This window comes from Pseudonocardia zijingensis (genome assembly GCF_042657305.1).
Lineage (GTDB): Bacteria > Actinomycetota > Actinomycetes > Mycobacteriales > Pseudonocardiaceae > Pseudonocardia > Pseudonocardia zijingensis.
Map to the genome: position 1 here is coordinate 22039 of NZ_JBHSKO010000018.1, position 25361 is coordinate 47399.

The 25361-nt window shown below is 73.3% G+C and carries 23 protein-coding genes; 19 read left to right on the forward strand and 4 right to left on the reverse strand.

Translation table 11 applies throughout. The features are described 5' to 3' along the window. Positions 1–69: 69 nt before the first annotated feature. The 10 genes from ACFPL3_RS28290 to ACFPL3_RS28335 all read left to right on the forward strand — a co-directional run bounded on the left by ACFPL3_RS28290 (position 70) and on the right by ACFPL3_RS28335 (position 12889). Positions 70–1605 (forward strand): PAS domain-containing sensor histidine kinase, encoded by a 1536-nt coding sequence (locus ACFPL3_RS28290; protein WP_379589735.1) that lies wholly within the window; start codon positions 70–72, stop codon positions 1603–1605. Between the two features lie 3 nt (positions 1606–1608). Beyond that, positions 1609–2268: a response regulator transcription factor gene (locus ACFPL3_RS28295; protein WP_343944627.1), complete on the forward strand. Its 660-nt coding sequence runs from the start codon at positions 1609–1611 to the stop codon at positions 2266–2268. A 187-nt stretch (positions 2269–2455) separates the two neighbouring features. After that, positions 2456–4405 (forward strand): amidohydrolase family protein, encoded by a 1950-nt coding sequence (locus ACFPL3_RS28300; protein ID WP_343944626.1) that lies wholly within the window; start codon positions 2456–2458, stop codon positions 4403–4405. Next, positions 4402–5562: an NAD(P)-dependent alcohol dehydrogenase gene (locus ACFPL3_RS28305; protein WP_343944625.1), complete on the forward strand. Its 1161-nt coding sequence runs from the start codon at positions 4402–4404 to the stop codon at positions 5560–5562. The genes ACFPL3_RS28300 and ACFPL3_RS28305 overlap by 4 nt, the downstream gene beginning before the upstream one ends. After that, positions 5559–7214, forward strand: coding sequence for a bifunctional 3-(3-hydroxy-phenyl)propionate/3-hydroxycinnamic acid hydroxylase (locus ACFPL3_RS28310; RefSeq protein ID WP_343944624.1), 1656 nt, complete (start codon positions 5559–5561; stop codon positions 7212–7214). The genes ACFPL3_RS28305 and ACFPL3_RS28310 overlap by 4 nt, the downstream gene beginning before the upstream one ends. Positions 7215–7219: 5 nt before the next feature. Beyond that, positions 7220–8146, forward strand: a complete 927-nt coding sequence (locus ACFPL3_RS28315; RefSeq protein WP_343944623.1) for a VOC family protein — start codon at positions 7220–7222, stop codon at positions 8144–8146. 25 nt (positions 8147–8171) lie between these two features. Then, complete coding sequence (locus tag ACFPL3_RS28320; protein ID WP_343944622.1) at positions 8172–9089, forward strand: fumarylacetoacetate hydrolase family protein; 918 nt, start codon at positions 8172–8174, stop codon at positions 9087–9089. Between the two features lie 12 nt (positions 9090–9101). Next, a complete protein-coding gene (locus ACFPL3_RS28325) occupies positions 9102–10427 on the forward strand; it encodes an MFS transporter (RefSeq protein ID WP_379589736.1) in 1326 nt (441 codons plus the stop codon). A gap of 23 nt (positions 10428–10450) precedes the next feature. Next, complete coding sequence (locus tag ACFPL3_RS28330; RefSeq protein ID WP_343944620.1) at positions 10451–11512, forward strand: amidohydrolase family protein; 1062 nt, start codon at positions 10451–10453, stop codon at positions 11510–11512. A 105-nt stretch (positions 11513–11617) separates the two neighbouring features. Next, a complete protein-coding gene (locus ACFPL3_RS28335; RefSeq protein ID WP_343944619.1) occupies positions 11618–12889 on the forward strand; it encodes an FAD-binding oxidoreductase in 1272 nt (423 codons plus the stop codon). Between the two features lie 164 nt (positions 12890–13053). On the opposite strand, the gene ACFPL3_RS28340 is transcribed toward ACFPL3_RS28335, so the two are convergent. Further along, complete coding sequence (locus ACFPL3_RS28340) at positions 13054–14034, reverse strand: alpha/beta hydrolase (protein WP_343944618.1); 981 nt, start codon at positions 14032–14034, stop codon at positions 13054–13056. 196 nt (positions 14035–14230) lie between these two features. On the opposite strand from ACFPL3_RS28340, the gene ACFPL3_RS28345 reads away from it, so the two are divergent. The 9 genes from ACFPL3_RS28345 to ACFPL3_RS28385 all read left to right on the forward strand — a co-directional run bounded on the left by ACFPL3_RS28345 (position 14231) and on the right by ACFPL3_RS28385 (position 23098). Then, positions 14231–15325: a helix-turn-helix domain-containing protein gene (locus ACFPL3_RS28345; RefSeq protein ID WP_343944617.1), complete on the forward strand. Its 1095-nt coding sequence runs from the start codon at positions 14231–14233 to the stop codon at positions 15323–15325. Positions 15326–15493: 168 nt separating this feature from the next. Further along, on the forward strand, positions 15494–17137 hold the full coding sequence (locus ACFPL3_RS28350; RefSeq protein WP_343944616.1) for a flavin-containing monooxygenase: 1644 nt from the start codon (positions 15494–15496) through the stop codon (positions 17135–17137). A 27-nt stretch (positions 17138–17164) separates the two neighbouring features. Further along, a complete protein-coding gene (locus ACFPL3_RS28355; protein WP_343944615.1) occupies positions 17165–17614 on the forward strand; it encodes a nuclear transport factor 2 family protein in 450 nt (149 codons plus the stop codon). After that, positions 17611–18444, forward strand: a complete 834-nt coding sequence (locus tag ACFPL3_RS28360; protein WP_343944614.1) for a mycofactocin-coupled SDR family oxidoreductase — start codon at positions 17611–17613, stop codon at positions 18442–18444. Before ACFPL3_RS28355 ends, ACFPL3_RS28360 begins: the two co-directional genes overlap by 4 nt. 34 nt (positions 18445–18478) lie before the next feature. Beyond that, positions 18479–18922: a nuclear transport factor 2 family protein gene (locus ACFPL3_RS28365; protein ID WP_343944613.1), complete on the forward strand. Its 444-nt coding sequence runs from the start codon at positions 18479–18481 to the stop codon at positions 18920–18922. 74 nt (positions 18923–18996) lie between these two features. Next, a complete protein-coding gene (locus tag ACFPL3_RS28370; RefSeq protein ID WP_379589737.1) occupies positions 18997–20478 on the forward strand; it encodes a class I adenylate-forming enzyme family protein in 1482 nt (493 codons plus the stop codon). Next, positions 20475–21617 (forward strand): thiolase C-terminal domain-containing protein, encoded by a 1143-nt coding sequence (locus ACFPL3_RS28375; RefSeq protein WP_343944611.1) that lies wholly within the window; start codon positions 20475–20477, stop codon positions 21615–21617. Before ACFPL3_RS28370 ends, ACFPL3_RS28375 begins: the two co-directional genes overlap by 4 nt. Before the next feature lie 16 nt (positions 21618–21633). Continuing rightward, positions 21634–22050, forward strand: coding sequence for a Zn-ribbon domain-containing OB-fold protein (locus tag ACFPL3_RS28380; protein ID WP_343944610.1), 417 nt, complete (start codon positions 21634–21636; stop codon positions 22048–22050). A 40-nt stretch (positions 22051–22090) separates the two neighbouring features. Next, positions 22091–23098 (forward strand): zinc-dependent alcohol dehydrogenase family protein, encoded by a 1008-nt coding sequence (locus ACFPL3_RS28385; protein ID WP_343944609.1) that lies wholly within the window; start codon positions 22091–22093, stop codon positions 23096–23098. A 59-nt stretch (positions 23099–23157) separates the two neighbouring features. Here the strand turns inward: ACFPL3_RS28385 and ACFPL3_RS28390 are convergent, their stop codons facing one another. From ACFPL3_RS28390 to ACFPL3_RS28400, 3 genes are read right to left on the reverse strand one after another with little or no spacing between them, the layout of a single operon-like run. Next, positions 23158–23751 (reverse strand): hypothetical protein, encoded by a 594-nt coding sequence (locus ACFPL3_RS28390; protein ID WP_343944608.1) that lies wholly within the window; start codon positions 23749–23751, stop codon positions 23158–23160. Between the two features lie 19 nt (positions 23752–23770). Continuing rightward, on the reverse strand, positions 23771–24004 hold the full coding sequence (locus ACFPL3_RS28395) for a hypothetical protein (protein WP_343944607.1): 234 nt from the start codon (positions 24002–24004) through the stop codon (positions 23771–23773). Positions 24005–24021: 17 nt separating this feature from the next. Then, entirely contained in the window at positions 24022–25158 is a 1137-nt protein-coding gene (locus ACFPL3_RS28400; RefSeq protein ID WP_343944606.1) for an inorganic phosphate transporter, read from the reverse strand. Positions 25159–25361 lie beyond the last annotated feature (203 nt).

The window sequence follows — 25361 nt, forward strand, 5'->3', positions numbered from 1 at the left end:
TGGCCACTGAACCGTAGACGGGGAGGCCCTCCGGCGTGTGACAATGCGCCGCGCCGGAGGTGACGAGCCGTGGACGACGAGGTCGAGGACGCCGGGCAGGCGGGCATCGCGCGCGGCGCCCTGCAGCACCTGATCGACGCTGCCCCGGAGGGAATCGCCGTCGTCGACGCGGCGGCCGACCGGTACGAGTACGTCAACCCGGCCGGCCGCCGCCTGCTCGGGACGTCGGTCGAGGACGCGGTCGGCGGGCCATCGGTGTTCCCGGCCCCGGTGGACGGGGCCCCGCCGGGGGAGCCGGTCACAGCGGAGCTCGTGCTCGGCAACCGCGTCCTGCAGCACGTCACCACCACGGCGCGGGTCGACGGCCGGTCGCTGCGGATGGTGCACTTCCGCGACGTCAGCCGCGATCGCGAGCACGAGCGCCACCTCGCGGCGTTCCGCCGGATCTCGGCAGGCATCGCGTTCGCGGGGCCGTTGCCCACCGTGCTCGACCGGCTGGCGGCGGAGGTGCAGCGGGCGACCGGAATGCTGTCGTGCACGTTCATGCTCATGGACGACGACGGGCGGTTGCGCCGCACCGGCACGGTCGACGGCGCCTACCCGATCTGCCCCGACTACGCCGAGCGGCTCGAGCAGTGCCGCGCGCTCGGCGCCCCGCTGCTGTCCGAGAGCGCCTTCCGGGACCGCCGACCGGTGCTGGCCCACGGCTGGCGCCGGCGGGTGCTGGCGGACCCCCGGTTCGCCCCGTTGCACGACATCGCGCGCGACGCGTCGTGGAGCACGCTCGCCACCGTCCCGGTCATCAGCCGGGGCGAGCCGATCGGGGTGCTGAACGGCTTCTACCTCGCCGGCGCGGAGCCGACGCGCGGCGACATCCCCTTCCTGAGCGCCATCGCCGACCAGGCCGCGGTGGCGGTCGAGAACGCGCGCCTCGTGGGCGAGCTGGAGAGCAGGGCGGCCGTGGAGGAGCGCCACCTGCTCGCCCGGGAGCTGCACGACTCGGTGAACCAGGCGCTGTTCTCGCTCGAGCTCCAGGTGGGCGCGCTGGAGCTCGGCCTGCAGGACGGCGCACAGCCGGAGTTCCTCGCGCAGCGCATCACGCAGATCCGGGAGCTCACCGAGTCGGCGCACAGCGAGATGCGCGCCATGCTCTCCGCGCTGCGGCCGGCGGGGCTGCGGGACGGGGGCCTGGTGCACGCGCTCCGCGCGCACGCGGCGGAGGTGAGCGCGCGCGTCGGCCTCGAGATCACCGTCGACGCCGCCGACGAGCTCGCGCTCACACCCGTGGTGGAGGAGCAGCTGTTCTGGGTGGTCCGGGAGGCCCTCCACAACGTCGTCAAGCACGCCGACGCCGGATCGGTGCGGGTGTGCGTCGACGCCGATCCCGACCGGCCGCCGGGGGTGCGGGTCACCGTCACCGACGACGGGAAGGGCTTCGACCCCGCCTCCGCGCAGCCGGGGCACCTCGGGTTCGAGAGCATGGCCGAGCGGATGGCCCAGGTGGGCGGCACCCTCGAGGTCACGTCGCGGAGCGGCGGCACCGTGGTGTGCGCCCGGGCGCCCGGCCTGCTGCGTGGGCAGGCGGCGACGGCGGGGACGCGCTGAGCGATGCCGGGCGAGACGATCTCCGTGCTCCTGGTCGACGACCACGCCGTGGTGCGGCAGGGGTTGCGCGCCTTCTTCGAGATGCTGCCCGACATCGACGTGGTGGGGGAGGCCGATGACGGCGCCGCGGCGCTGCGCGAGCTGGCCCTGCTGACCGCCTCCGGGTCCCCGCCCGACGTCGTCGTGATGGACCTCCTGATGCCCCAGATGGACGGGGACGAGGCCATCCGGCGGGTCCTCGCGCAGGCCCCGGACGTCCGCGTCCTGGTGATGACGAGCTTCCGCGAACCGGAACGGGTGCGCGCCGCGCTGGCCGCCGGGGCGTCGGGGTACCTGCTCAAGGATGCGCGGGCCGACGAGGTGGCCGCGGCGGTGCGCGCCACCCACGCCGGTGAACTGCACCTCGACCCGGCGGTGGCCCGCGAGCTGGGCCGCCACCTGCTGGCGCCGCAGCAGCGCGGCGGCGAGCTGACCACCCGGGAGCGCGAGGTGCTCGTGCGGGTCGCGCAGGGCCTCACCAACCAGCAGATCGCCACCGCGCTGCGGATCAGCGAGCGGACCGCCCGCACCCACGTGAGCAACATCCTCACCAAGCTCGGTCTCTCCTCCCGCACGCAGGCCGCGACCTGGGCGATCAGGCAGGGGCTCGTCGACGCCCGCTGACCGGCGGCGCGCCCTGTCATCGGCGCAATGACGTAGGAGCTGCTCGGGAACGTCGCCGGGTGGGCGGCCGGCGCAACGACGGTCGCTGCGGCGCCCGGCCCCGGGTTCCCTGGTGTCGGCAGGGCCGCCGGGTCACCACGGACGGCCGCCCCGCCGGTCAACGGAGGAACGGACCCGGAGGCACCACATGAGCGGACATCCCCCCACCGACCTGCCGGACCCCTTCGTGCGGTTCCGGCACGGCGACCTGCGGTGCACCGTCGTCAGCGACGGGGTGCTGCGGATGGGCCCCGCGCACGTGAACTTCCCGACCGCGGACCGCGCCGAGGTCGAAGCCCTGCTCTCCGAGCACTACCTGCCTGCCGACGAGGTGCGGCTCAACGAGAACGTGCTCGTCGTCGAGACCGGCGGGCTGCTCGTGCAGTTCGACACCGGCGTCGGGACCGACCCCGCGCTCGGGCGCGGGTTCTTCGGTCCGGGCACCGGCCACCTCGTCCCGAACATGCGCGCGGCGGGCATCGACCCGGCCGACATCGACGTCGTGGCGATCACGCACACGCACCCCGACCACGTGTGGGGGTTGGTCGACGCGGACGGCCGCCCCGTGTACCCGAACGCGACGGTCGCGGTGAGCCGTGCGGACTTCGACCACTGGACCGACCTGTCCCGCGTGGCCGACGCCCCCGACCAGCACATGGCCGACCACTACACGGGCGCCCACAAGGCCCTCATGCCCTACGCCGAGGCCGGGCGCATCGCCTGGGCCGACGACGGCACGACGGTGGCGCCGGGGATCACCGCGATCGCGACGCCCGGCCACAGCCCCGGTCACCTGATCTACCGCATCGACAGCGGCAGCATCGACACCGGTGCGGAGCCGATCGTCGTGTGGGGCGACCTGTGCCACCACCAGGTGCTGCTGCTGCAGCGCCCCGACTGGGCGTTCCAGTTCGACCACGACAAGCCCGCCGCCACCGCACAGCGCCGGCGGGTGTACGACCTGGTCCACTCCACGCGGTCGGCGGTGCTCGCCTACCACTTCCCGTTCCCCGGCCTCGGCCACCTGCGCCGCGACGGCGACGGGTACGCCTGGCTGCCGATCGAGCTGGATCCGCACCGCAGCAGCCGACGCCCCAGCCCGGGCAGGTGCGCGATGACCCGGCGCCGCGTCGACGTGCACGCCCACTTCGTGCCCGAGTGCTACCGGCAGGCGCTCGCCGCGGCCGGGATCGACCACCCTGACGGCATCGTCGCGACCCCCGGCTGGAGCGAGGAGTCGGCGCTCGCCACCATGGATCGGCTCGACGTCGAGACCGCCGTCCTGTCGATCTCCAGCCCCGGCGTGCACTTCGGGGACGACTCGGCGGCGGCCGACCTCGCCCGCGCCGTCAACGAGGAGGCCGCGGCGATCAGGGCCCGCCACCCCGGCCGGTTCGGGTCGTTCGCCAGCCTCCCGCTGCCGGACGTGGACGCCGCGGTGCGCGAGCTGCGCCACGCGCTCGACGTCCTCGGCGCCGATGGTGTGATCGTGCTGACCAACCACGCCGGGCTCTACCTGGGCGACGAACGCCTCGAGCCCGTGTACGCCGAGCTGGCGGCGCGCTCGGGCGTGCTGTTCCTGCACCCGACCACCGCGCACCTCGGCGAGCACCTCGGGCTCGGCTACCCCCGCCCGATGCTCGAGTTCATGTTCGACACCACCAGGTCGGTGACCGACCTGATCCTCTCCGGAGTGCTCGACCGGCACCCCGAGCTGCGGATCGTGGTCCCGCACGCGGGCGCGGTGCTGCCGGTGCTGGCCAACCGGATCGAGCTGTTGCTCCCGCTGCTCACCCGGCCCGGCGGCACGGCACCGGACATCCGCGCCACGTTGCGGCAGCTGCACTTCGACCTGGCCGGTGCGCCCGTCCCCGAGCTGCTGTCCGTGCTCCTCGGGGTGGCCGATGCGGCCCGCATCCACTACGGCAGCGACTTCCCGTTCACCCCGGCCGACGCCACGGTCGCGCTCGCCGAGCGGCTGGACGGTGCGCTCCGGGCCGACCCGCAGCTGCACGCCGCGATCGACGCGGGCAACGCGTACGCGCTGCTGCCGCGCCTCGCGCCCGAGGTCGCCACCTCTCGAGAGGGTCATCGATGAGCGCTGCGACAGCGACTTCCGGGGCGACCGGCACGACGCAGGCGACCGCCGCTGTCGTGCGCGAGCGCGGCGGCCCGTTCCGCCTCGAGGACGTCCGGCTCGCCCCGCTGCGACCGGACGAGGTCCTCGTGCGGATCGTGGCGGCGGGGATCTGCCACACCGACATCAGCGCGGCGAACGGGGTGATCCCGTTCCCGCTGCCCGCGGTGCTGGGGCACGAGGGCGCAGGCGTCGTCGAGCAGGTCGGGGAACGGGTCACGCGCGCCGCGGTCGGCGACCGGGTGCTGCTGACCTTCACCTCGTGCGGCACCTGCACCGGCTGCCGGTCCGGGCACCCGGCCTACTGCCTCGACCACCTCCGGCTGAACCTGCTCGGCGGCAGCCGGGCCGACGGCAGCGCGACGATCCACGACGGCGGAGGCGCCGACCTCGCCGCGCACTTCTTCGGCCAGTCGTCGTTCGCCACCCGGGTGCTCGCCGACGAGCGGGGCCTCGTGGTGCTCCCGGCCGACACGACCGACGCGGAGCTGGCCACGATGGCCCCCCTCGGCTGCGGCCTGCAGACCGGCGCCGGCGCCGTGCTCAACGAGCTGCGGCCGCGCCCGGGAGCGGTACTCGCCGTCACCGGTGCCGGCGCCGTCGGGCTGGCCGGGGTGATGGCGGCCCGGATGACCCCGGCCGCGACGGTCATCGCGGTCGACCGGGTGGCATCCCGGCTGGCGCTGGCCCGTGAGCTGGGCGCCGACGTCGTCGTCGACACCACCGACACCCCGGTCGCCGACGCGCTGCACGACCTCACCGGCGGATGCGGCGTCGACCTCGCCCTGGAGACGACCGGCAGCACCGCGGTGCTCGAAGCGCTGGTCGGCTCGCTCGCGGTGGGCGGCCAGTGCGCCGTGGTCGGGGCGCCGCCCGCAGGGGCGCGCGCCGCGTTCGACGTCAACCGGCTCCTCCCGGGCCGCGTCGTGCGCGGGGTGACGCTCGGCGACAGCGAACCGCAGACGTTCCTGCCCGAGCTCGTGCGGGCGCACCGGGCCGGGCGGTTCCCCTTCGACCGGCTCCTGCGCACGTACCCGTTCGCCGAGATCGAGCGAGCCGTCGCCGACGCGGCGTCCGGCCGGGTCGTCAAGCCCGTACTGACCTTCGAGGACCGATGACGGCCGCGGAGCACGACGTCGACGTGGTGGTCATCGGCGCGGGGCCGGTGGGGCTGACGGCCGCGCTGCTGCTCGCCGCCGCGGGTGTGCGGGTCCTCGTGGCCGAGCGAAACACCACCACGAGCGACGAGCCGAAGGCGATCAGCCTCGACGACGAGAGCCTGCGGACCCTCGCGGCCGCCGACGTCCTCGACGCGGTGTTGCCGATCATCGTGCCCGGCACCGGGACCCGCTACCACGGCGCCGACGGTGAGGCGCTGTTCCAGGCGCGCTGGCCGGTGCCCTACCGCCACGGGTACCCGTTCAAGAACCCGTTCGCCCAGCCCGCGCTGGAGCAGACACTGGCCGTCGCGGCGGCCGCGCACCCGCTCGTCGAGCTGCGGTTCGGCTGCACGTTCACCGGCCTGCGCCAGGACGGCGCGGGCGTCGCGGTGACCGTGGCCGACGGGGCGGGCGCGCGCACCATCCGCTGCGCCTACCTGCTCGGCTGCGACGGCGGCCGGTCGGCGGTGCGCCGGGCGCTCGGGATCGGGATGCGCGGCCGCAGCCACGACGACCCGTGGCTGGTGGTCGACACCGTCGGCGACACCCGCGACGAGCTGTACGGCATGCACCTCGGCGATCCCGCGCGGCCGACGGTCGTGATCCCGGGCGTCGACGGCCGGTGCCGCTACGAGCTGCGGCTGCGGCCCGGGGAGGCCGAGCCCGGGGTTCCCGTGCCATTCGCCCTGATCCGCGATCTGCTGGCCCCGCACCGCGTGATCGACGTCGACCAGGTGGAGCGCGCCGTCGTGTACCGGTTCCACTCGCTCGTGGCCGAACGGTGGTCGGCGGGCCGGGTGTTCCTGCTGGGCGATGCCGCCCACATGATGCCGCCGTTCGCGGGCCAGGGCCTGAACTCCGGGGTGCGGGACGCGACGAACCTGGTGTGGAAGGTGGCCGACGTCCTCGCCGGACGGCTCGCCCCGGCCGCCCTGGGCACCTACGAGGCGGAGCGGGCGTCGCACGCGACCGCGACGATCCGGCTGTCCGAGAAGCTCGGCCGCATCGTCATGACCACCGACCCCCGGGTGGCCCACCGCCGGGACCGGTGGGCGCGGGCCGTGCTCGCCACCCCGGAGGGGCGGGCGTTCCTCGAGGAGATGCGCTACCGCCCGGTGCCCGACGTGTCGCCGGGGCTCTGCGCCCCCGATGACCCGGCCGGCCCGCTCGTCCGCGGCCCGGTGCGCGCCGGGACGGTGCTCGGCCAACCCCGGGTGTTCGACCTCGACCGGCACCGGGTGGCGCTGTTCGACGAGGTGCTCGGCCGCGGCTGGGCCGTCCTCGGGATCGGGCTCGCCACCGCGGCGTGGGACGGGCTCCCCGCGACGCTGACCGCACCGGCGCCGCGGCTCGTCGCGGTCGGCGTGGGCGATCGGCGACCCGCCGCCCGTGCCGGCGTCGCCCGCGTGGTGGACGTCGACGGCTCCCTCGACCGCGAGCTCGCCCACCTGGAGGGCCGGTTCGCGCTGGTCCGCCCGGACCGCTACGTGGCGGCGACCTGGCGCCCGGGGGACGCGGCGCGGGTCGAGACCGCGCTCGCCCCCTACCTCGCACAGCCGGCCGCGCCGACCGCAGCCCGCACCACCCACGACCTTTCGACGACGAGGTGACCCCTGTGGACCGACTCCACCCCACGTCTCCCGCCGGCCGCGCCGACGGCGTCCTGAGCCGCACGGCCACGTCGCACATCGGCCTGCGGGTCCCCGACGTCCCTGCCACCGCCGAGTTCTACGGGCGCATCCTCGGCCTCCACACGCACACCGAGCTCCCCGGCGGCGGGCTGCGCCTCGGCTGGGGCGTCGGCCACCACGTCCTCGATCTGCTCCCCGGCCACCGCGCCCTCGACCACTTCGCGTTCGAGGTGCGCGACCGCGGCGGCCTGCCGGCCCTGCGCGACCGGCTGGCCGCCGCGGGGGTGCAGGTCGGGGACCTCGATCCCCTGTACTGCGACGACGCCGTGTGCGACGAGCCCGGGCTCGTCGTCACCGACCCGGACGGCAACACGGTCCAGTTCCACGCCGCGGTGCGCCGCCCCGGGGAGCACAGCGCCGACACCGGGCGGCGGCCGGTGCGCTACCAGCACATCACGCTCGCGACGACCGACGTCGCCCCGATGGTGGCCTTCTACGTCGACACCGTGGGCTTCCGCCTGTCCGACCAGCTGCAGGACGGGCGGTTCGCCTGGATGCGCAGCGACCGGGACCACCACACGCTCGCCGTCGTCGCCACCGGGGTGGCCGGGGACATCGACCACTACTCCTACGACCTGGCCGAGTGGGAGGACTTCAAGTCCTGGTGCGACCGCCTCACCGACGACGGGGTGGACGTGGCCTGGGGGCCGGGCCGGCACGGGCCAGGCAACAACCTCTTCGTCTTCTTCGACGACCCGGCGGGCAACCACGTGGAGCTCTCGGCGGAGATGGAGCGGTTCCACGACGACCGCGTGGCGTACGTGCCGCGCCGCTGGGAGCCGGTGCCGCGCAGCGTCAACCTGTGGGGCGGCCAGCTGCCCTCCTGGCGCCGGACAGGGCGAACCGACTGACGGCGAGGAACGAGAGGTCGACGAAATGCGATACGCCACCTTCGAGCACTCAGGTGCGCGCCACGTCGGTGAGGTCAGGGGCGACACGCTGGTGCCGCTGCGGCACCTCACCGAGATCGGCCCCGGCACCCCGCTCGACGCGCTGCGCGCCGCGCCGCGCGAGGTCCACCGCGCCGTCGGGGTCGACGAGGTCACCCTGCTGCCGGTGGTCCCGAACCCCCGCAAGATGCTGTGCGTCGGCCTGAACTACGCCGACCACATCGCGGAGACGGGACGGGAGCGGCCCACCTACCCGGTGCTCTTCCCCAAGTACGCCGACAGCCTGCTGGGCGCCTACGACGACATCGTGCTGCCGCCGGAGTCGCACCAGGTGGACTACGAGGGCGAGCTCGCCGTCGTGATCGGGGTCCCCGGCAGGCGGATCCGGCCCGAGTCGGCACTGGAGCACGTCGCCGGGTACACGGTCGCGAACGACGTCACGGTGCGCGACTACCAGTACAAGACCCACCAGTGGCTGCAGGGCAAGGCGTGGGACGCCACCACCCCGCTCGGGCCGTACCTGGTGACCGCGGACGAGGTGGACCTGGCCACCGCCGGCATCCGCACCGTTCTCAACGGCCGGCCCGTCCAGGAGTCGAGCGTCGACCAGCTGGTCCTCGGGGCCGCGGAGCTGATCAGCCTGATCTCGGAGTTCACCGCGCTCGCACCGGGCGACGTGATCCTCACCGGGACACCCGGCGGCGTGGGCTACCGCCGGGAACCGCAGGTCTTCCTCCGCGACGGCGACGTCGTCGCCGTCGAGATCGACGGCATCGGCCGCGTCGAGAACCGGGTCGTCGCCGCTGGCGGGGGGCCGGTACCCGCACCCGGACCGGCCCTGGGAGGCGGACGTGTGGACGACCTCCCCGAGGCCGGGCAGATCACCCGGAACCACGGCGCGTAGAGGACCGGAACCATGGTTGCTGTCACCGAACCCCGCGCAGGCGCGTCCATCGTCGTACGCCGCACTCCGGTGTCGATCGTTGCGATCTGCACCCTGCTGATGATCTTCGAGGGCTACGACATCTTCTCCTACGGCGTCGTGGTCCCCGCCCTGCTCGCCCACCCCGGCTGGGCGCTCACCCCCGCCTACGCCGGGCTGATCGGCTCGGCGGGCATCTTCGGGATGCTCGTCGGCGCACTGGTCGTCGGCGTCCTGACCGACCGGCTCGGCCGCAAGGCCATGTTCGTCGGCGCCGTCGCGCTGTTCTCGATCGGCATGGCGCTGTGCGCGTGGGCGCCCACCCCGGAGGCGCTGCTCGCGTGCCGCGTGCTCGTCGGGATCGGCAGCGGGGGCTTCCTCCCCACCGCGCTGGCGTTCGTCGTCGAGTCGACTCCCGCGCACCGGCGCAACTTCGTGGTCGCCGTCGTGTCCTCGGGTGTGGCGGTCGGCGGGGCAGTGGCCGCCGTCCTCGGCGCGGCGGTCCTCCCGGCGCTCGGGTACCGGTTCGTGTTCCTCGTCGGCCTCCTGCCGCTGATCGTCCTCGTGCCGATCGTCGTGGCCCGGGTGCCCGAGTCGATCTCCTACCTGGTGGCGGCCGGGCGCGTCGACGAGGCCCGCGCGACGGTGGCGCGCCACCGGCTGGCCATCGACATCGTCGACGCTCCGGCCGGCCCCGCGGGCGGGCAGCCACCGAGCGCGTTCGGCGCGTTCGCCTCCCTGTTCACCCGCGAGCACCTCGCCGCCACGCTGGTGTTCTGGTTCGGCACCGCGTTCTGCATGGTGCTGATCTTCGGCGCGAACACCTGGCTGCCCGCGATCATGCTCGCCGCGGGCTACGGCCTCACCTCGTCGCTGGGCTTCCTCGCGGCGCTGAACCTCGGGGTGGTGGTCGGCTCGCTGATCACGGCCTGGCTGGCCGACCGGCGCGGGCCGAAGATGTTCGTGCTGATCGGCTTCGCCACCTGCGTCCTCGCGCTGCTCACCCTCGCCCACCGCCCGCCCGCCGCGCTCACGTTCCTGCTGGTGATGCTCGTCGGATTCGGTGCGGGCGGCACGCAGAACCTGATCAACTCCTACCTGGCGATCTACTACGGGCCGGAGCACCGCGGCACCGGGGTGGGTGCGGCGCTCGCGTTCGGCCGCATCGGCGGCATCGTCGGCCCCATCTACGGCGGCCTCGTCCTCGCAGGCGACGTCAGCACCGCGATGCACTTCTACGCCTTCGTCGTGCCGGCCGCCCTCGCGCTGCTGACCTTCGCGCTCGGCCCGCGCGTGACCGTCGCCGAGGCAACCCCATGACCACCGCAGAGATAGGAACGACCATGCGCGTCGTCGCACTGGAAGAGCACTTCGTCCGCCCCGACCTCGTCGCCCGGATCGACCCCGAGGTGATCGCCGCCCGCGGCTGGCCCCTCGCCGCGACCGACCAGCCGGCCAGCATGAAGCGCGACGACCCGCTCGCCGACGTCGGCGCGAGCCGCCTGGCCTCGATGGACCGGGCCGGCATCTCGGTCCAGGTCCTGTCCTCGGCCACGCCGGGGCCGGAGCTCCTCCCGCCCGACGAGGCGATCGACTTCTCCCGCGCCTACAACGACGGGCTCGCCGCGACCGTCCGCGAACACCCCGATCGGTACGCGGGCTTCGCGACGCTGCCGCTGCGCGCCCCCGAGGCGGCCGCGGACGAGCTGGAACGCGCCGTCGTCGAGCTCGGGTTCGTCGGCACGATGGTCAACGGCACCACCGACGGGAAGTTCCTCGACGCCCCCGAGTTCGACTGCGTGCTCGCCAGGGCCGCGGCGCTGGACGTCCCGATCTACGTGCACCCGAACCTGCCGGTGCCCGAGGTGTTCGCGGCCCACTACGCGGACCTGCCCGGCACCACCGGGTTCACCGCGTCGATGGCCGGCTGGGGCTGGCACTCCGAGACCGCCGTGCACGTCCTGCGGCTCGTGCTGTCCGGCGCCCTCGACCGCCACCGCAACCTGAAGATCGTCGTGGGGCACATGGGCGAGGGGCTGCCCCTGATGCTCGAGCGGTTCGACGACAAGCTCACGCCCGAGGCGGGCCACCTGTCCCGCAGCGTCAGCCGGACGATCCTGGACCAGGTCTGGATCACGACCAGTGGGATCTTCAGCGTGCCCGCGTTCCTCGCGACGCTGCTGACCTTCGGCGTCGAGCGGATCCTCTTCTCCGTCGACTACCCCTACGCCGACAACGAGCGCGCCACGCGGTTCCTCGACGCCCTGCCGCTCTCCCCGGCCGATCGGCTCGCCGTCGCCGCGGGCAACGCCGACGCGCTGCTCGGGCTGACGCCCGCTGACGTCGGCGGCGGGTGTACCACCGACGAGGTAGGGCGTCCCACGAGCGTGGGCGCCGCGACGTAGGCGAGGAGCCCGCGCGGGACGGACGCGCGCGACACCCGCTCGGAGCAGCCTTTTCGTACCGGGCGCCGGTCACCAGCGGCGCCGAGACGGCCCGAGGAGACGGCGATGAGCATCCCGACCGAGCAGATGGCGCAGGCGACGGGCCCCGGCCGCACCGCGCAGGAGCTGGAGACCCGGCTGACCGGCTCCCTGTTCCTGCCCGGCGACGCCGGGTACGAGCGGCAACGGGGGAGTCTGCACGGCGCGCCGGAGGCGGTGGTCGACGCCGAGACCGTCGCCGACGTCCAGGCGGCCGTCCGCACCGGCCTCCCGCTCACCGTGGTGTCGACCGGCCACGGCACGGTCGCCTCCTCCGACGGTGGGCTGCTGTTGCGGACGTCGCGGATGGCGCAGGTGCTGGTCGACCCCAGCCGTCGCATCGCCCGGGTGGGCCCCGGCGCCCGGTGGGGCGAGGTCGTGGCGGCCGCCGAACCGTTCGGCCTCGCGCCGCTCTCCGGGGACACGCCGTCGGTCGGTGTCGTCGGGTACACGCTCGGCGGCGGGCTGTCCTGGCTGTCGCGCAAGCACGGGTACGCCGCGGACAGTCTCCTGCGGGCCGAGCTGGTCACGGCGGACGGCCGGGTGGTCGTCGTCGACCGGCACCACCACCCCGACCTGTTCTGGGCGATCCGGGGTGGGAGCGGCAACTTCGGCGTCGTCACCTCGCTGGAGCTGCGGCTCTTCCCGGTGCCGAGCGTCTACGGCGGCAGTGCCGAGTTCCCGGTCGACGGGGCCGAGCGCGCCCTGCGGTACCTGGCCGAGCACGGCGACGAGCTGCCCGACGAGCTCTCGGTCTCGGTGGTGGTCGGTCCGGAGTCGCTGGTCGTCCGCGCCGTCCACGCCGGCGCAGGCGGTGGCGACGCGCTGCAGCCGCTGCTCGACGCCGCCGGCACGCCGACCGCGAGCACGTTCCGCGACATGCGCTACTCCGAGGTCTCGACGATCGGGGGCACGCCGCCGATCACGTTCGCGATGTACGACGAGCTGTCCGCGGACACGATCGCGGCGGTCGTCCGGAGCGGCGTGACGGTGGAGGTCAAGCACGTCGGTGGCGCGATCGCCCACCCGGAGCACGACGACCCCGGCCCGGTCGGCCACCGCGACGCCCGGTTCGTCATGAAGATCGCCGCACCGGCCGCCGACGAGATCACGGCCTCGGCCACCGGCGGGTCGTTCCTCAACTTCCTGCACGACACCACCCGGACGCACACCGCGTTCACGCCGGACAACTTCCGCCGGTTGCGGGAGATCAAGGCCGCCTACGACCCGGCGAACCGGTTCCACCGCAACCACAACATCCCGCCGCTGGGCCGGCCGGGCGTCCGGCGATTTCGCTGATCATGCCCTCGCGGCCGGCCGGATCGGGTTCCGCGGAACCTGCCCTCCCCGTAGCCGGGACCTCGGTGGCGTGGCTCAGGAGCCGCCCACGGCGACCACGGCCCGGCGGTTGCGCGCCCGCCCGTCCGGGTCGTCCGAGCCGTCGGGCCGGGTGTCCGACGCGGCTACCAGGTCTCGGCCGGATGGGCCGGCACTCGCGTTCTGCCGGCCCGCACCCCGCGCCGCACCGCGCCGATCAGTTCATCGCGCATCCGGCGGGACAGCTCCGCGGTGGGGATGAGGCCGCCCGACCCGTGGAAGGCGCCGGGGTAGAGGTGCAACTCCGCCGGCACGCCGTGTTGCACGAGACGCTGGGCGTACGCGATGCCCTCGTCGCGCAGCGGGTCGAACTCGCAGACCGAGATGTAGGCAGGCGGGAGCCCCGACAGATCCACCGCGCGCGCCGGTGCGGCGTAGGAGGAGACGGCGTCGTTCCCGGCCGCGGGCCCCAGGTAGTGCCGCCAGCTGGCCACGGCGTTCGGGCGGTTCCACAGCGGGGTGTCCACGAATCGGCGCATCGACGGTGTCTCGAGCCGGTCGTCGAGCTCGGGCACGTCGAAGAACTGGAACCGCAGGGCCGGGCCGCCCCGGTCCCGGGCCAGCAGTGCCGTGCCCGCGGCGAGGCCGCCGCCCGCGCTCACCCCGCCGATCCCGATCCGCGTGTCGTCGACGCCCAGCTCGGAGGCGTGCTCGGCGAGCCACCGCAGCGCCGCGTAGCAGTCCTCGATCGCCGCGGGGAAGGGACTCTCGGGGGCCAGCCGATAGTCGACGCTGACCACGACGGCGCCGATCTCGGCGGCGAGCAGGGCGGGGAGCTCCTTGTCGCCGTCGGCGTCACCGAGGACGAAACCCCCGCCGTGCATGTAGAGCAGCGCCGGGCGCGCTTCGCCCGCCTCGGGGGAGAAGACGAGCACCGGGACGTCGGGGGCGCCCGCGGGGCCAGGCACGGTCCCCGGCTGCATGCGGATCCCGTCCGGCAGCACGTACGGCGGCATCGCCACCTTCAGCGTCGCCATCGTGGCCCGCGCGGCCTGCAGGTCCCGCAGGTCCAGGTCGGGGAGCATCGAAACCCACGGCTGGAGTTCCGGATCGAACTGGTACCTCATGACCACGCCCCCTCGCTCGGACCACGAACGAGTCTCGGGGCCGGTCGACCGCCACGTCATCATCCACCCGGCGGCGGCAGGCCCTCTCGGGATCGCCGGATGGCGACCGGCGGGTGCCGATCTCCGGCCGTGGCGGCCGGGCCGGCCGCCGGGTAGCGTCGGGCGCCCCGGGTGCGTCGAGGGCCGAGGGGGATCCGTGAACGGTCTCGTGATGAGGCTGTCGGCGTTCGACGCCGACGCCGAGAACGCCGTACGCCTGATCGGCTTCTTCGACACGCTGGTCGAGCAGCAGGTCGGCCTCGACGAGCTCCTTCGCAACGCCGCGGTCGTGGCCGAATGCGCTGTCGGCGTGCAGGACCTGGACGGGGAGTTCGCCGTGCGGGCCACCCCGCATGGGCTGGTGGACGCCGAGCGCGCGAGCGCGGGTGCCACGGTGAAGCGGATGGGCCCGGGACACCAGGTGTGGCTCGAGCGGAGCCCGGACGTGGCGCTGCCGCTCGACGAGCTGCTGCTGGAACGCCTCGTGATCGCGGGCATCGTCACCGTCGGGCGCGGCGACTCGCCGCTCCCGCAGCTCGGCGACCCCGCGTTGCTCGAACTGGTCGTGGGGCGGTCGACGGCGGCGCCCGAGCGGGCGCGCGCCCTGCACCTGCTCGGCCTCAAGCCCTGCACCCAGCTGACGTTGCTCGCGGTGCTCGGTGAGGTGGATGCCGTCGCCGCGCTGGCGGCGCTGCTGACCGGTCCGGGCCTGCGGCCGCGCCGGGCGATCATCGGCACGCTGCACGCGATGGCCGTCGTCGGCCCCCTGCCCCCGGACCTCGAGGTCCCGCAGGGGCTGCGGGTCGGCGTCGGCACCACCGACGTGGCGGTGGAGGCTCCCACGTCCTGGGAGAAGGCGGTCCGGGCCGTCCGGCTCGCCACCCCCAGGACCGGCGGCGCGGATCCGGTGGCGCACCCGGTGGTGTTCGCTGCCGACCTGGGCCCGCTGGAACTGCTGGCGGGCCGGCTGCGCAGCGCGGACATCCAGGGGGTCGCGGACATCGCCGTCCTCGACTCGTTCGCCGGGGACGCCTCCGGATCCGGGGTGCTGCAGGCCCTCGAGGTGGTCGTCGAGGCGGGATCCCTGCGCGAGGCCGCCCGCAAGCTGCACCTGCACCACAACTCGGTGGCGGCGCGGCTCGCGCGGGCCGAGGAGCGCCTCGGGTACCGGCTGAGCGACCCGAGCGGGATCGCCCGGGTCGGCCTGGCACTGGCGCTGCGGCGGCTGCGCGACACCGACCTGCTCGCCTAGACCTGGAGCCAACTCGCCGGGCGGCGACCCCGAGGCGGTCAGCTGCCGCCACGTGGCGCGTGACGCGCATCGGCGCTTTCCCGAAGACTGGTCTTCGAGCGACGGACCGGAAAGGCCCGGTTCTCGCGCGCCATTCCTCACCCGTGCGCAATCCAATGGAGGTTTGCTGTGTCCGTGGGTGCCCAGATCAGCCCGGTCCCAGATGATCCCGCCTCGGAGACGGTCGACGTCGTGGTCGTGGGGGCGGGATTCTCGGGCGTCTACGCGATCCATCGGCTGCGCCAGGCCGGGCACTCGGTGCTCTGCCTCGAGGCGGGCGACGGGGTGGGTGGCACCTGGTACTGGAATCGTTATCCCGGCGCCCGGGTCGACATCGAGAGCGTCCAGTACTCCTATTCGTTCGACGAGGCGCTGCAACAGGAGTGGGTGTGGCCGGAATTGTTCTCCCCGCAGGAGGACATCGAGCGCTACATCAACCACGTCGTGGACCGCTTCGACCTCCGCCGGTCGATCCGGTTCAACGCCCGGGTCGATTCGGTGGTGTTCGACGAGGGCGAGCGCCGTTGGCGCGTGTCGACCGAGGCGGGCCAGCGGGTGACGGCCAGGTACGTCGTCGCGGCGACCGGTCCGCTGGACGCCACGAACATCCCCCGGTTCCCCGGAGCCGACACGTTCACCGGCGCGATGCACCACACCTCGCAATGGCCACGCGAGGGCGTGGACCTGCGGGGCAAGCGGGTCGGCGTGATCGGCACCGGGTCGACCGGGGTGCAGGTGGTACCCGAGGTCGCGAGGACCGCGGGCCACCTCCACGTGTTCCAGCGGACTCCGGCGTACACCGTGCCCGCGCACAACCGGCCACTCGACCCCGATTACGAACGGGAGTGGAAGGCGCACTACGCCGAGCGCAGGCAGTTGATGCGCCACCACCCGAACGCACTGGTGCTCCCGATGACCCAGCACGGCTCGGTGTTCGACCACACCCCCGAGGTGCGGCGCGCCATCCTCGAGGAGGCGTGGGACGCACGCAGCGGGTTGCTGTTCTTCTTCCTGTTCACCGACGTGCTCACCGACATCCGGGCCAACGAGGTCGTCGCCGAGTGGTTCCGCGGCAAGATCCGCGAGATCGTGCGAGACCCCGAGGTCGCGGAGCTGCTGTGCCCGACCACCTACCCGCTCGGGGCGAAGCGGCTCAGCATCGACTCGGGCTACTACGACTCGTTCAACCGCGACAACGTCACGCTCGTGGACGTGCGCCGGGACCCGATCGTCGGGCTCACCCCGGACGGGCTGCGCACCGAGGGCGCCGAGTACGAGCTCGACGTGCTGATCCTCGCGACCGGGTTCGACGCCATGACCGGCTCCCTGCTCCGGATGAACGTGACGGGGGCGGGGGGCGTGGACCTGCGCGAGAAGTGGAAGCAGACGCCGTGGAACCACCTCGGCCTGACGGTGTCCGGGTTCCCGAACCTGTTCCTGGTGCACGGGCCGGGCAGCCCGAGCGTCCTCGCGCAGATGGTGACGCAGGGCGAGTTCCAGGTGGACTGGATCGCCGACCTCATCGCGCGGATGGAGGAGCAGGGCGCCGAGACCGTCGACACCACGCCCGAGGCCGAGCAGACCTGGTGCGCGGAGGTCACCAGGCTCGCGAACACGACCCTGTTCCCGCTGGCCGATTCCTGGCAGAAGGGCGCGAACATCGAGGGCAAGCCGCAGAGCTACATGATCTGGGTCGGTGGGTTCGACGCGTTCGCCGACCGCTGCGACGAGGTAGCCGCGTCCGGCTATCCGGGCCTCGTCTTCAAGCCCTGACCCCGCTCCCGAAGGAGAAAGACGACGATGACGCCCCTTGCCGTCGAGGACCACGTGCGGATCCACGACCTGATCGCCCGCTACAGCCGCGGCCTCGACACCCAGCGCCGTTCCGATTTCCTCGCCACCTTCTGGGAGGACGGGGTGCTGGACAGTTCGCTGGCCGGCGGTGAATTCGTCGGCCATTCCGGCATCGCCGAGTGGTACGACCGCGTGCACAGCGAACCGGAGTTCGCGCCGTTCCTCCGGGGGCAGCACCGCCCCGCCAACGTGATCATCGAGCCGGTCGCCCCCGGCGAGGCGGCCGTCTGGTGCCAGTTCGTGCTGCTGACCCAGCCTGACGGGGTACCGGGGATCGCGGCGCTGGGGGAGTACCACGACGTCGTGACCAGGAGGGGCGGCGAGTGGCGCTTCGGCAGGCGCACGATCCGGATCGCGGCGGCCGGCGCCCCGGCCGCCGCGGGGGCGGCGCGATGACCGGGCGACTCGAGGGGAAGGTCGCATTCGTCACCGGGGCGGCCCGCGGTCTGGGCCGCAGCCATGCGATCCGCCTCGCCGAGGAGGGCGCGGACATCGTGGCCGTGGACCTCTGCGCGCCGGTGGACACGGTGGACACCTACCCACCTGCGACGGAGGCCGATCTCGAGGAGACCGTCCGGGCGGTCGAGAAGCTGGACCGGCGGATCGTGGCGAGGGTGGCCGACGTGCGCGACGGGGCCGGGCTCGCGGCAACCGTGGCCGACGCGGTGGCCGAGCTCGGTGGCCTCGACGTGGCCGTCGCCAACGCCGGGATCGTGAGTTTCGGGTCGACGCTCACGCTCGGCGAGCAGGCCTGGCGCGACGTTCTGGACGTCAACCTGACCGGTGTCTGGAACACCGCACGGGCCGTGATCCCGCACCTCATCGACCGGGGTGGGGGCGCGCTGACCCTGATCAGCTCGATCGGCGGGCTCAGGGGGATGCCGAACGTCGGGCACTACGTGGCGGCCAAGCACGCGATCGTCGGGCTGATGCGCACGATGGCGAACGAGTTCGCTCCGCACGGCATCCGCGTGAACACCGTGCACCCCACGAACGCGGACACCGACATGATCCAGAACCCGGGCACCTACCGGATGTTCGCCCCGGACGCGCCGGAGGCGACCCGGGCGGATGCGCTGCCGGCCTTCCTGGCGCTCAACGCGATCCAGGTCCCGTGGGTCGAGCCGATCGACGTCAGCAACGCCGTGCTGTTCCTCTCCAGCGACGAGGCCCGCTACGTCACGGGCGTGGCCCTCCCGGTCGATGCGGGTGCGCTGATCCGGTGACGCCAGGACCCGGGGTGCACGTGAAAGGACGATCATGACGTTGTCGCACGATCTCGACCTCCCGGTGGGGAAGAGCGAGAACGGGGAGGTCCGGCGGGCCTTCGTGGACAAGCTCTTCGACGACTTCACCAACGGCCGGATCGACGAGTGCGTGGCCGCCTTCACCGAGGACCTCCGGATGGAGGTGCCGTGGCAGGCACCCGGGATGACGCGGAAATGCCGGTCCCGCGAGGAGCTGCACGCGCTGTTGACCTGGACGTACACGAATTTCGTGCCGTTCGCGATCAGCGCGTCGCAGAGCTGGGAGCTCGACCCGGACGGTCTGGTGGTGCTCTACGCCACCGACGCGGTGCGGGAGCGCACGGGACGTCCGTACCAGAACGAGTACGTCGGGTTGTTCTTCTTCGAGGACGGAAAGATCTCGCGGTGGGTCGAGTACCACAACCCGATGATCACGATCGTCGCGTTGGGGCGCTGACTCCCGTGCCGGACATCCGGGAGAGAGCGCGCGGCGGGGTGCGGTCGCCTCGCACGGGACTGGGGCTCTGGCAGGTGGTGGAGTCGCACGCCCGGTACCGCGGCGATCGGATTGCCCTGATCGACGACGACCGGTCGGTCACGTGGCGCGAGTTCGTGGACCACGTCGGCCGCATGGTGGGCGGCCTCGCTGCCCGCGGGGTCGGGCGGGGCTGCGTCGTCGCGGCCGCCGACGCCATGAGCGTCGACTACGTCACGCTCTACTACGCCACGGCGCGGCTCGGGGCGGTTCTCGTGCCGCTGAACACCAGCGTGCACCCGTCGTCGATCCGGTCGCTCCTCGAGCGGACGGACCCCGGCATCGTGCTGGTGGGTGAGGCGCACCGGGATCTCGTCGACCACGACGAGCGGGTGGTGAGCGGCGAGTGGGGGCGTGCGCTGACCTGCGCGGACGTGCCCGCCCCCGACCCGGACACCGATCCGGACGACCCGCACCTGATCATCTTCACCAGCGGGACGACCGGAGTGCCGAAGGCGGCGGTGCTCAGCCAGCGGGCCACCATGGTCGACTCCTTCGCCGGTGCGCTCGCCACCGGCGTGCGACCGGACGACCGGCTCTTCGTCTACCAGGCGCCCTACCACGGCGGGACCTGGTCGATGATGCGGCAGTACATGCTGCTCGGCGGCTCACTCCTGCTGACCCGCTCGTTCGACGCCGATCGCGCCCTCGAGCTCGTCGACCGGCATCGGTGCACCTCCTTCTTCGCCGTGCCGCTGATGCTCCAGGCGCTGGTGGAGTCGGCGCGCTTCGCCGAGGCCGATCTGTCCTCCCTGCGCACGCTCGTGTTCGCGAGCTACGACCCGAACGCCTCCGTGCTCCCGGTGATCGAGCGGATCCGGGAGCGCGGCGCGGGGGAGATGGCGGTCGAGCACATCTACGGCCAGACCGAGAACAGCGCCTTCATCGCCAGCGCGCGCCCGGAGATCTGCGACGCCCACCTCGCCTCCGTGGGCACCCCGGTGCCGGGCGTCGTGCTCTCCATCCAGGACCCATCGGGGGACGAGGTACCCGCCGGTGGGGTAGGGGAGATCTGCGTGCGGTCCCACTCGGTGATGGACGGCTACCTGGACGACCCGGAGGCCACCGCCGAGGCCTTCCGCGGGGGCTGGCTGCACACGGGGGACCTCGGCAGGCTCGACGAGCACGGGATGCTGCACATCGTCGGGCGGCTCAAGGAGATGATCAGGACCGGCGGGGTCAACGTGTACCCCCGAGAGATCGCCGCGTGGATCGGGCAGCACCCGGCGGTCCGCGACTGCGCCGTCTTCGGCGTGCCCGATCTGCGCTACGACGAGCGCGTGGTCGCCGCGGTGGTGTCCGACGACCCGGACCTCACGGCCGCGCAGGTCATCGGCTGGGCCCGCAGGCGATTGGCCGGCTACCAGACCCCGCGCCAGGTCCTGCTGCTCGACGCCCTGCCCAAGACGGCGGCGGGCAAGACCGCGGTGCGGGAACTGGTCGCGCTGGCCGCCGGCGAGGACGGAGGGGCGCAATGAGCCACGCGATCGTCGGCATCGGCGAGACCGCGGTGGGCAGACAACCGGGGCGGACGGCCGTCGACCTGCAGGCGGAGGCTGTGATCACGGCCTGTGCGGACGCCGGAGTCTCGGTCGGCGACCTCGACGGCCTGTTCGACCTCGGCCCGTACTCGCGGCCGTTCCCGATGTTCTCGGCGAGCCTGAACGAGTACCTCGGGATCCGGCTGAAGCGGCAGGGCACGATCGACGTCGGCGGGATCCTGTCGCCGCTGCACATGCTGAACAACGCGATCGCGGCCATCGAACGCGGGGAGTGCTCGCTGGTCGCGTGCACCTTCGGGGAGGCCGCGGCAACCGGGCGCAGCAAACAGGGCCGGGGCTGGACGATGGCCGCCGACGACCTGGAGTTCGAGGCCCCCTTCGGCCTCGTCGGCTCGGTCATCCCGTACGCGCTGGTCATGGCCCGGCACATGGCCGAACACCGCACCAGGTCGGAGGGCTTCGGCGCGGTGGCGATGTCCGCGCGCCGCCATGCCGCGCTCACCGGCAACGCGGTGATGCAGACGCCCATGACGATGGAGGACTACCTGTCCTCGCGCCCGATCGCGTCGCCGATCAAGCTGCTCGACTCGTCGGTGATCGTGGACGGCGCCGGGGCCGTGGTCGTCGCCTCCGCCGACGTCGCGCGCGACATCGGGGCCGTGCCCGTGACCGTCCGGTCGTCGGCGATGAACTCGTCGCACCGCAACATCGGCCAGTTCCCGGGCATCGCCGAGCTGGGGATCGAGGAGGTCGGTGCGCGCGCGCTCGCCGAGGCCGGCCTGCGGCTCTCGGACATCGATCTGCTCCAGGTGCACGACGCGTTCACGATCTCCGTGATCGTCTTCCTCGAGGAGCTGGGCTTCTGCGCGCGCGGCCAGGGCGGGGAGTACGCGTTCGACGGCAACCTCGACCTCGGCGCGCGGTGTCCGGTGAACACCCACGGTGGCCATCTCTCGCAGGGCCACGTGGCGGGGATGCTCCACCTGACCGAGGCGGTCCGCCAGTTGCGCGGGGAGGCGGGCCCGCGGCAGATCCCGGATCCCCGTTTCGCGATGGTCGCCGGGGCCGGCGGCTACTTCGGGATGAACGGCGTCATGGTGCTGGGACGGGGCTGAGAGCGTGGAGAACCGGATGTCCGTGTACGACCACGTCCCGCTCGCGCCCGCGGAGTGCGCGGCCTCGGCGGTGTCCGAACCGTACTGGGAAGGGCTCGCCCAGGGCCGGCTGCGCATCCCGTTCTGCGGGACCTGCGACAAGGCGTTCTTCTTCCCCCGGCGCTGGTGCCCAGCGTGCTGGTCTGCCGACGTCTCGTGGATCGACGCGGGTGGGGGCGGCACGCTCTACGCCCGGTGCACGGTGGACATTCCCTTCGACGGCCGGCCCGCCGAGGAGGTGCCGTACGCCGTGGCACTGGTCGACCTCGACGAGGGGGTGCGGCTGCCCGGGCGGCTGCGCCGGGCCGACGCACAGCTGCCGATCGGCGCGCGGGTGGTGCTGCGGTTCCCGGACGACCCGGCCAGGTCGCTGCCGGTCTGGCGACGCGCATGAGCAGGTCACGTGACCAGAGGAAAGGACATCGAAGGGAATCATGCTGCGCTGGGAGATGGACGGCATCGGGCGAGGTCGGCTGGAGCTGCGGCAGGTGCCGGTGCCCAAGCCGGAAGCGGGCGAGATCCTCGTGGAGGTGGCCGCGGTCGCGCTGAACCACCGGGACGCGATGGTGGTCGGCAGCGGTCGTGGGCTCCCGCTCGCCTTCCCCTTCACCCCGGGCTCCGACCTGTCCGGCACGGTGGTGGCGGTCGGCGACGGGGCCACCCGCTTCGACGTCGGGGACCGCGTGATCTCCATCCCCACCCCGGACTGGCAGGACGGCCTGCGGGGCGGGGATGCGCGTACCCCGTCGTACCGGACGCTCGGTGGGTACTACCCGGGCGTGCTCGCGGAGTACGTCGCCTTCCCGGAGAGCTGGTTCGTCGCCGCTCCGCTGACGCTGGGGCACGCCGAGGCCGCCACCCTGCCCTGCGCCGGACTGACCGCGTGGTTCGCGCTCGTCGAGCGGGGCGGGGTGCACGCCGGTGAGAGCGTGCTGGTCGAAGGCACCGGGGGAGTGGCCCTGTTCGGCATCCAGATCGCGGTGATGCAGGGTGCGGAGGTCATCGTCGTCGCGAGCGCGGACAAGCTCGAGCGCGCGAAGGCGCTCGGCGCCGTGCACGGCGTCGACCGTCGCGGCCCGGACTGGGTCGAGACCGTCCTCGGGCTCACCGGGGACCGCGGAGCCGACCACGTCCTGGAGATCGTCGGTGGGGCGCACCTGGGAAAGGCGGTGCGGGTGGTGGCGGTGGGTGGCCGCGTCTCGATGATCGGGGCGCTCGACGGCTTCGAGGCCGCCACCCCCGTGATGCCGCTGATGCTCAAGGACGTCACCGTCCAGGGCATCGGCACCGGCCACCGCCGGGCCCTCGAGGACCTCGTCCGCGCCGTCGACCGCGCCGGGCTCACGCCCGTGGTCGACAGCCGGTTCCCGCTCGCGGAGCTCCCGGCCGCGTTCGACCGGCTCGACGCCGGGCCCTTCGGGAAGGTCGTCGTCGAGGTGTAGGCGCCGGGCCGGCCGCGATCCAGCCCGAGATGCTGCACAGTCTCCCTTCCACGATCGGGCTAGGCGGCGATGGGGAGCGGCCGGTCTCCAGGGAGGAGCAGCTGGGGGACCTGCGCGAAGCGCCACCCGTCCCCGGCGCGGGCGAACACCCAGACCATGTCGTAGCGGTCGGCGGGCCACAGCGGCGGCGGTGCCGGGGTGATGGCGCCGGTGAGCCGCTCGAGGTTGCCGACGATCCTGCTGAGGGACTTGTGGTGCCAGGACACGAGGGTGGCGCCGGCGCGGCAGGCGAGCTCGGCGGCCAGCTCCGCCTCCTGGCCGGGTTCGTAGCGGTGGTCCACCTCGAGTCCCAGCCGTCTTGCGAGCGGCTCGACCGTCTCGATCGAGCGTTTGCTGCGGCCGTGGCGCGCCGCGGCGGCGTAGACGGCGGCCGGGCGCCACAGGCCCGCCGGCGGGTGGCCGCGCATCGGGGCGAAGAGTTCGACCAGTGCTCCCGCGCGCTGCCAGCCGTCGACGGTGAGGGAGCGCTTGTCCTTCCGCCCCGACGGGCTGATGCCCGCCCGGGGTCCGGTGGGCAGCGGCTTCTCCGCGTGCCGGATGATCATGATGACCTGCGGGCGGATCGGGGCCGGTGGGTTGTCGGCGTCTGCCATGGGGTTCGGTCTCCAACCGTCAGCGGGCGATGATCTCCCACAGGCCGAACAGCACGATCGCCCCCGCGACGAGCAGGCAGATCGCGCCGACGGCCGTGCCGGAGCGGGTTGAGAACGCGGTCTCCCGCTGTCCCGCCGAGGCCGGTGCCCGGGCGGACAGGCCGACCAGGGCCAGTGCGATCAGCCCGACGACCGCGACGGTCGCCCCGAACGACACGAGCTGGACGACGAGCAGCGATCCCCAGTGGATCATCGGGCCGGCTCCTGCTCTCATGCGGCCGCGCGCGCGGGCGCGGCGACGGTGGGCTGGGCGGATGGCGCGTCGTTGACGCTGGCGGCGGTGACCGGCCTGTGCCGGGCGATCAGGCGGATGAGGACGGCGAGCACGACGAGGGTGCCGCCGACCACCACGGTGCCGACGGTCCCCCGGGACGCCGTCCAGGCGGCCAGCGCCCCGAGGACGGCCGCGGCGGGCAGGGTCAGCAGCCAGCCGCCGAGCATCGTGGCCGCCACGCTCCACCGGACGCTGCCCGGACGGCCACCGGTCGCGCTGCCGAGCACGGCCCCGGTGGTGACCTGCGTGGTCGACAGGGCGAAGCCCAGGTTGGCCGAGCTGAGGATGACCGCGGTGCTCGCGGCCTCCGCCACGAACCCCTGGGTGCTCTCGATGGTGCTGATCCGGTGGCCGAGGGTCCGGATGATCCGCCAGCCACCCATCGCGGTGCCCGCGGCGATGGCCGCCCCGCACAGCAGCACCACCCAGAGCGGGGGAGCGGAGCGGGCCGGGAGCAGGCCCACGGTGATCAGCGTCAGGGTGATCACGCCCATGGTCTTCTGCGCGTCGTTCGTGCCGTGGGCCAGCGCGACCATCGACGCCGACACCACCTGCGCGTTGCGGAAGCCCCGGGCGATCGTGCGGCGGTCGCCGAGGGCGGCGATGCGGTAGGCGATCCAGGTGGCGGCCAGCGCCACCAGGCCGGCCACCACCGGCGAGAGGGCCAGCGGCACGAGCACCATGTCGACCACGGTGGAGAGGTGGATCGCGCCGGACCCGGCGAACACCCACGTGCCCCCGATCAGGCCACCGAACAGGGCGTGCGACGAACTCGACGGCAGCCCGGCCAGCCACGTGAGCAGGTTCCACAGGATCGCACCGGACAGGGCCCCGAAGATCACCTGCGGCGTGATGCGGGCCTCGTCCACCAGGCCGCTGGAGATCGTCAGCGCGACCTGCACGGACAGGAAGGCGCCGATCAGGTTCAACGCCCCAGCCAGCAGCACCGCGACCCGGGGACGCAGGGCCCCGGTGGCGATCGAGGTCGCCATCGCGTTGGCGGTGTCGTGGAAGCCATTGGTGAAGTCGAAGGCCAGCGCGGTCAGGATGACCGCGATCACCAACACGGACATGTCGTCTCCGATGCCTGGGCGTTCGGCCTGCGTGCGAGCAGGGCCGCGAAGGGCTGCTCTGCCCGCCGAACGGTCAGCGGTGGACCCGAGTCAGGACCGTGACAGGTCGACCGTGAACCACCACAGGAACGTAGCGGTTCTGACCAATGTAGGCTCATCGGTGTGACGTAAGGATCACTACTTGCCACACGGTGCCCTCAGGA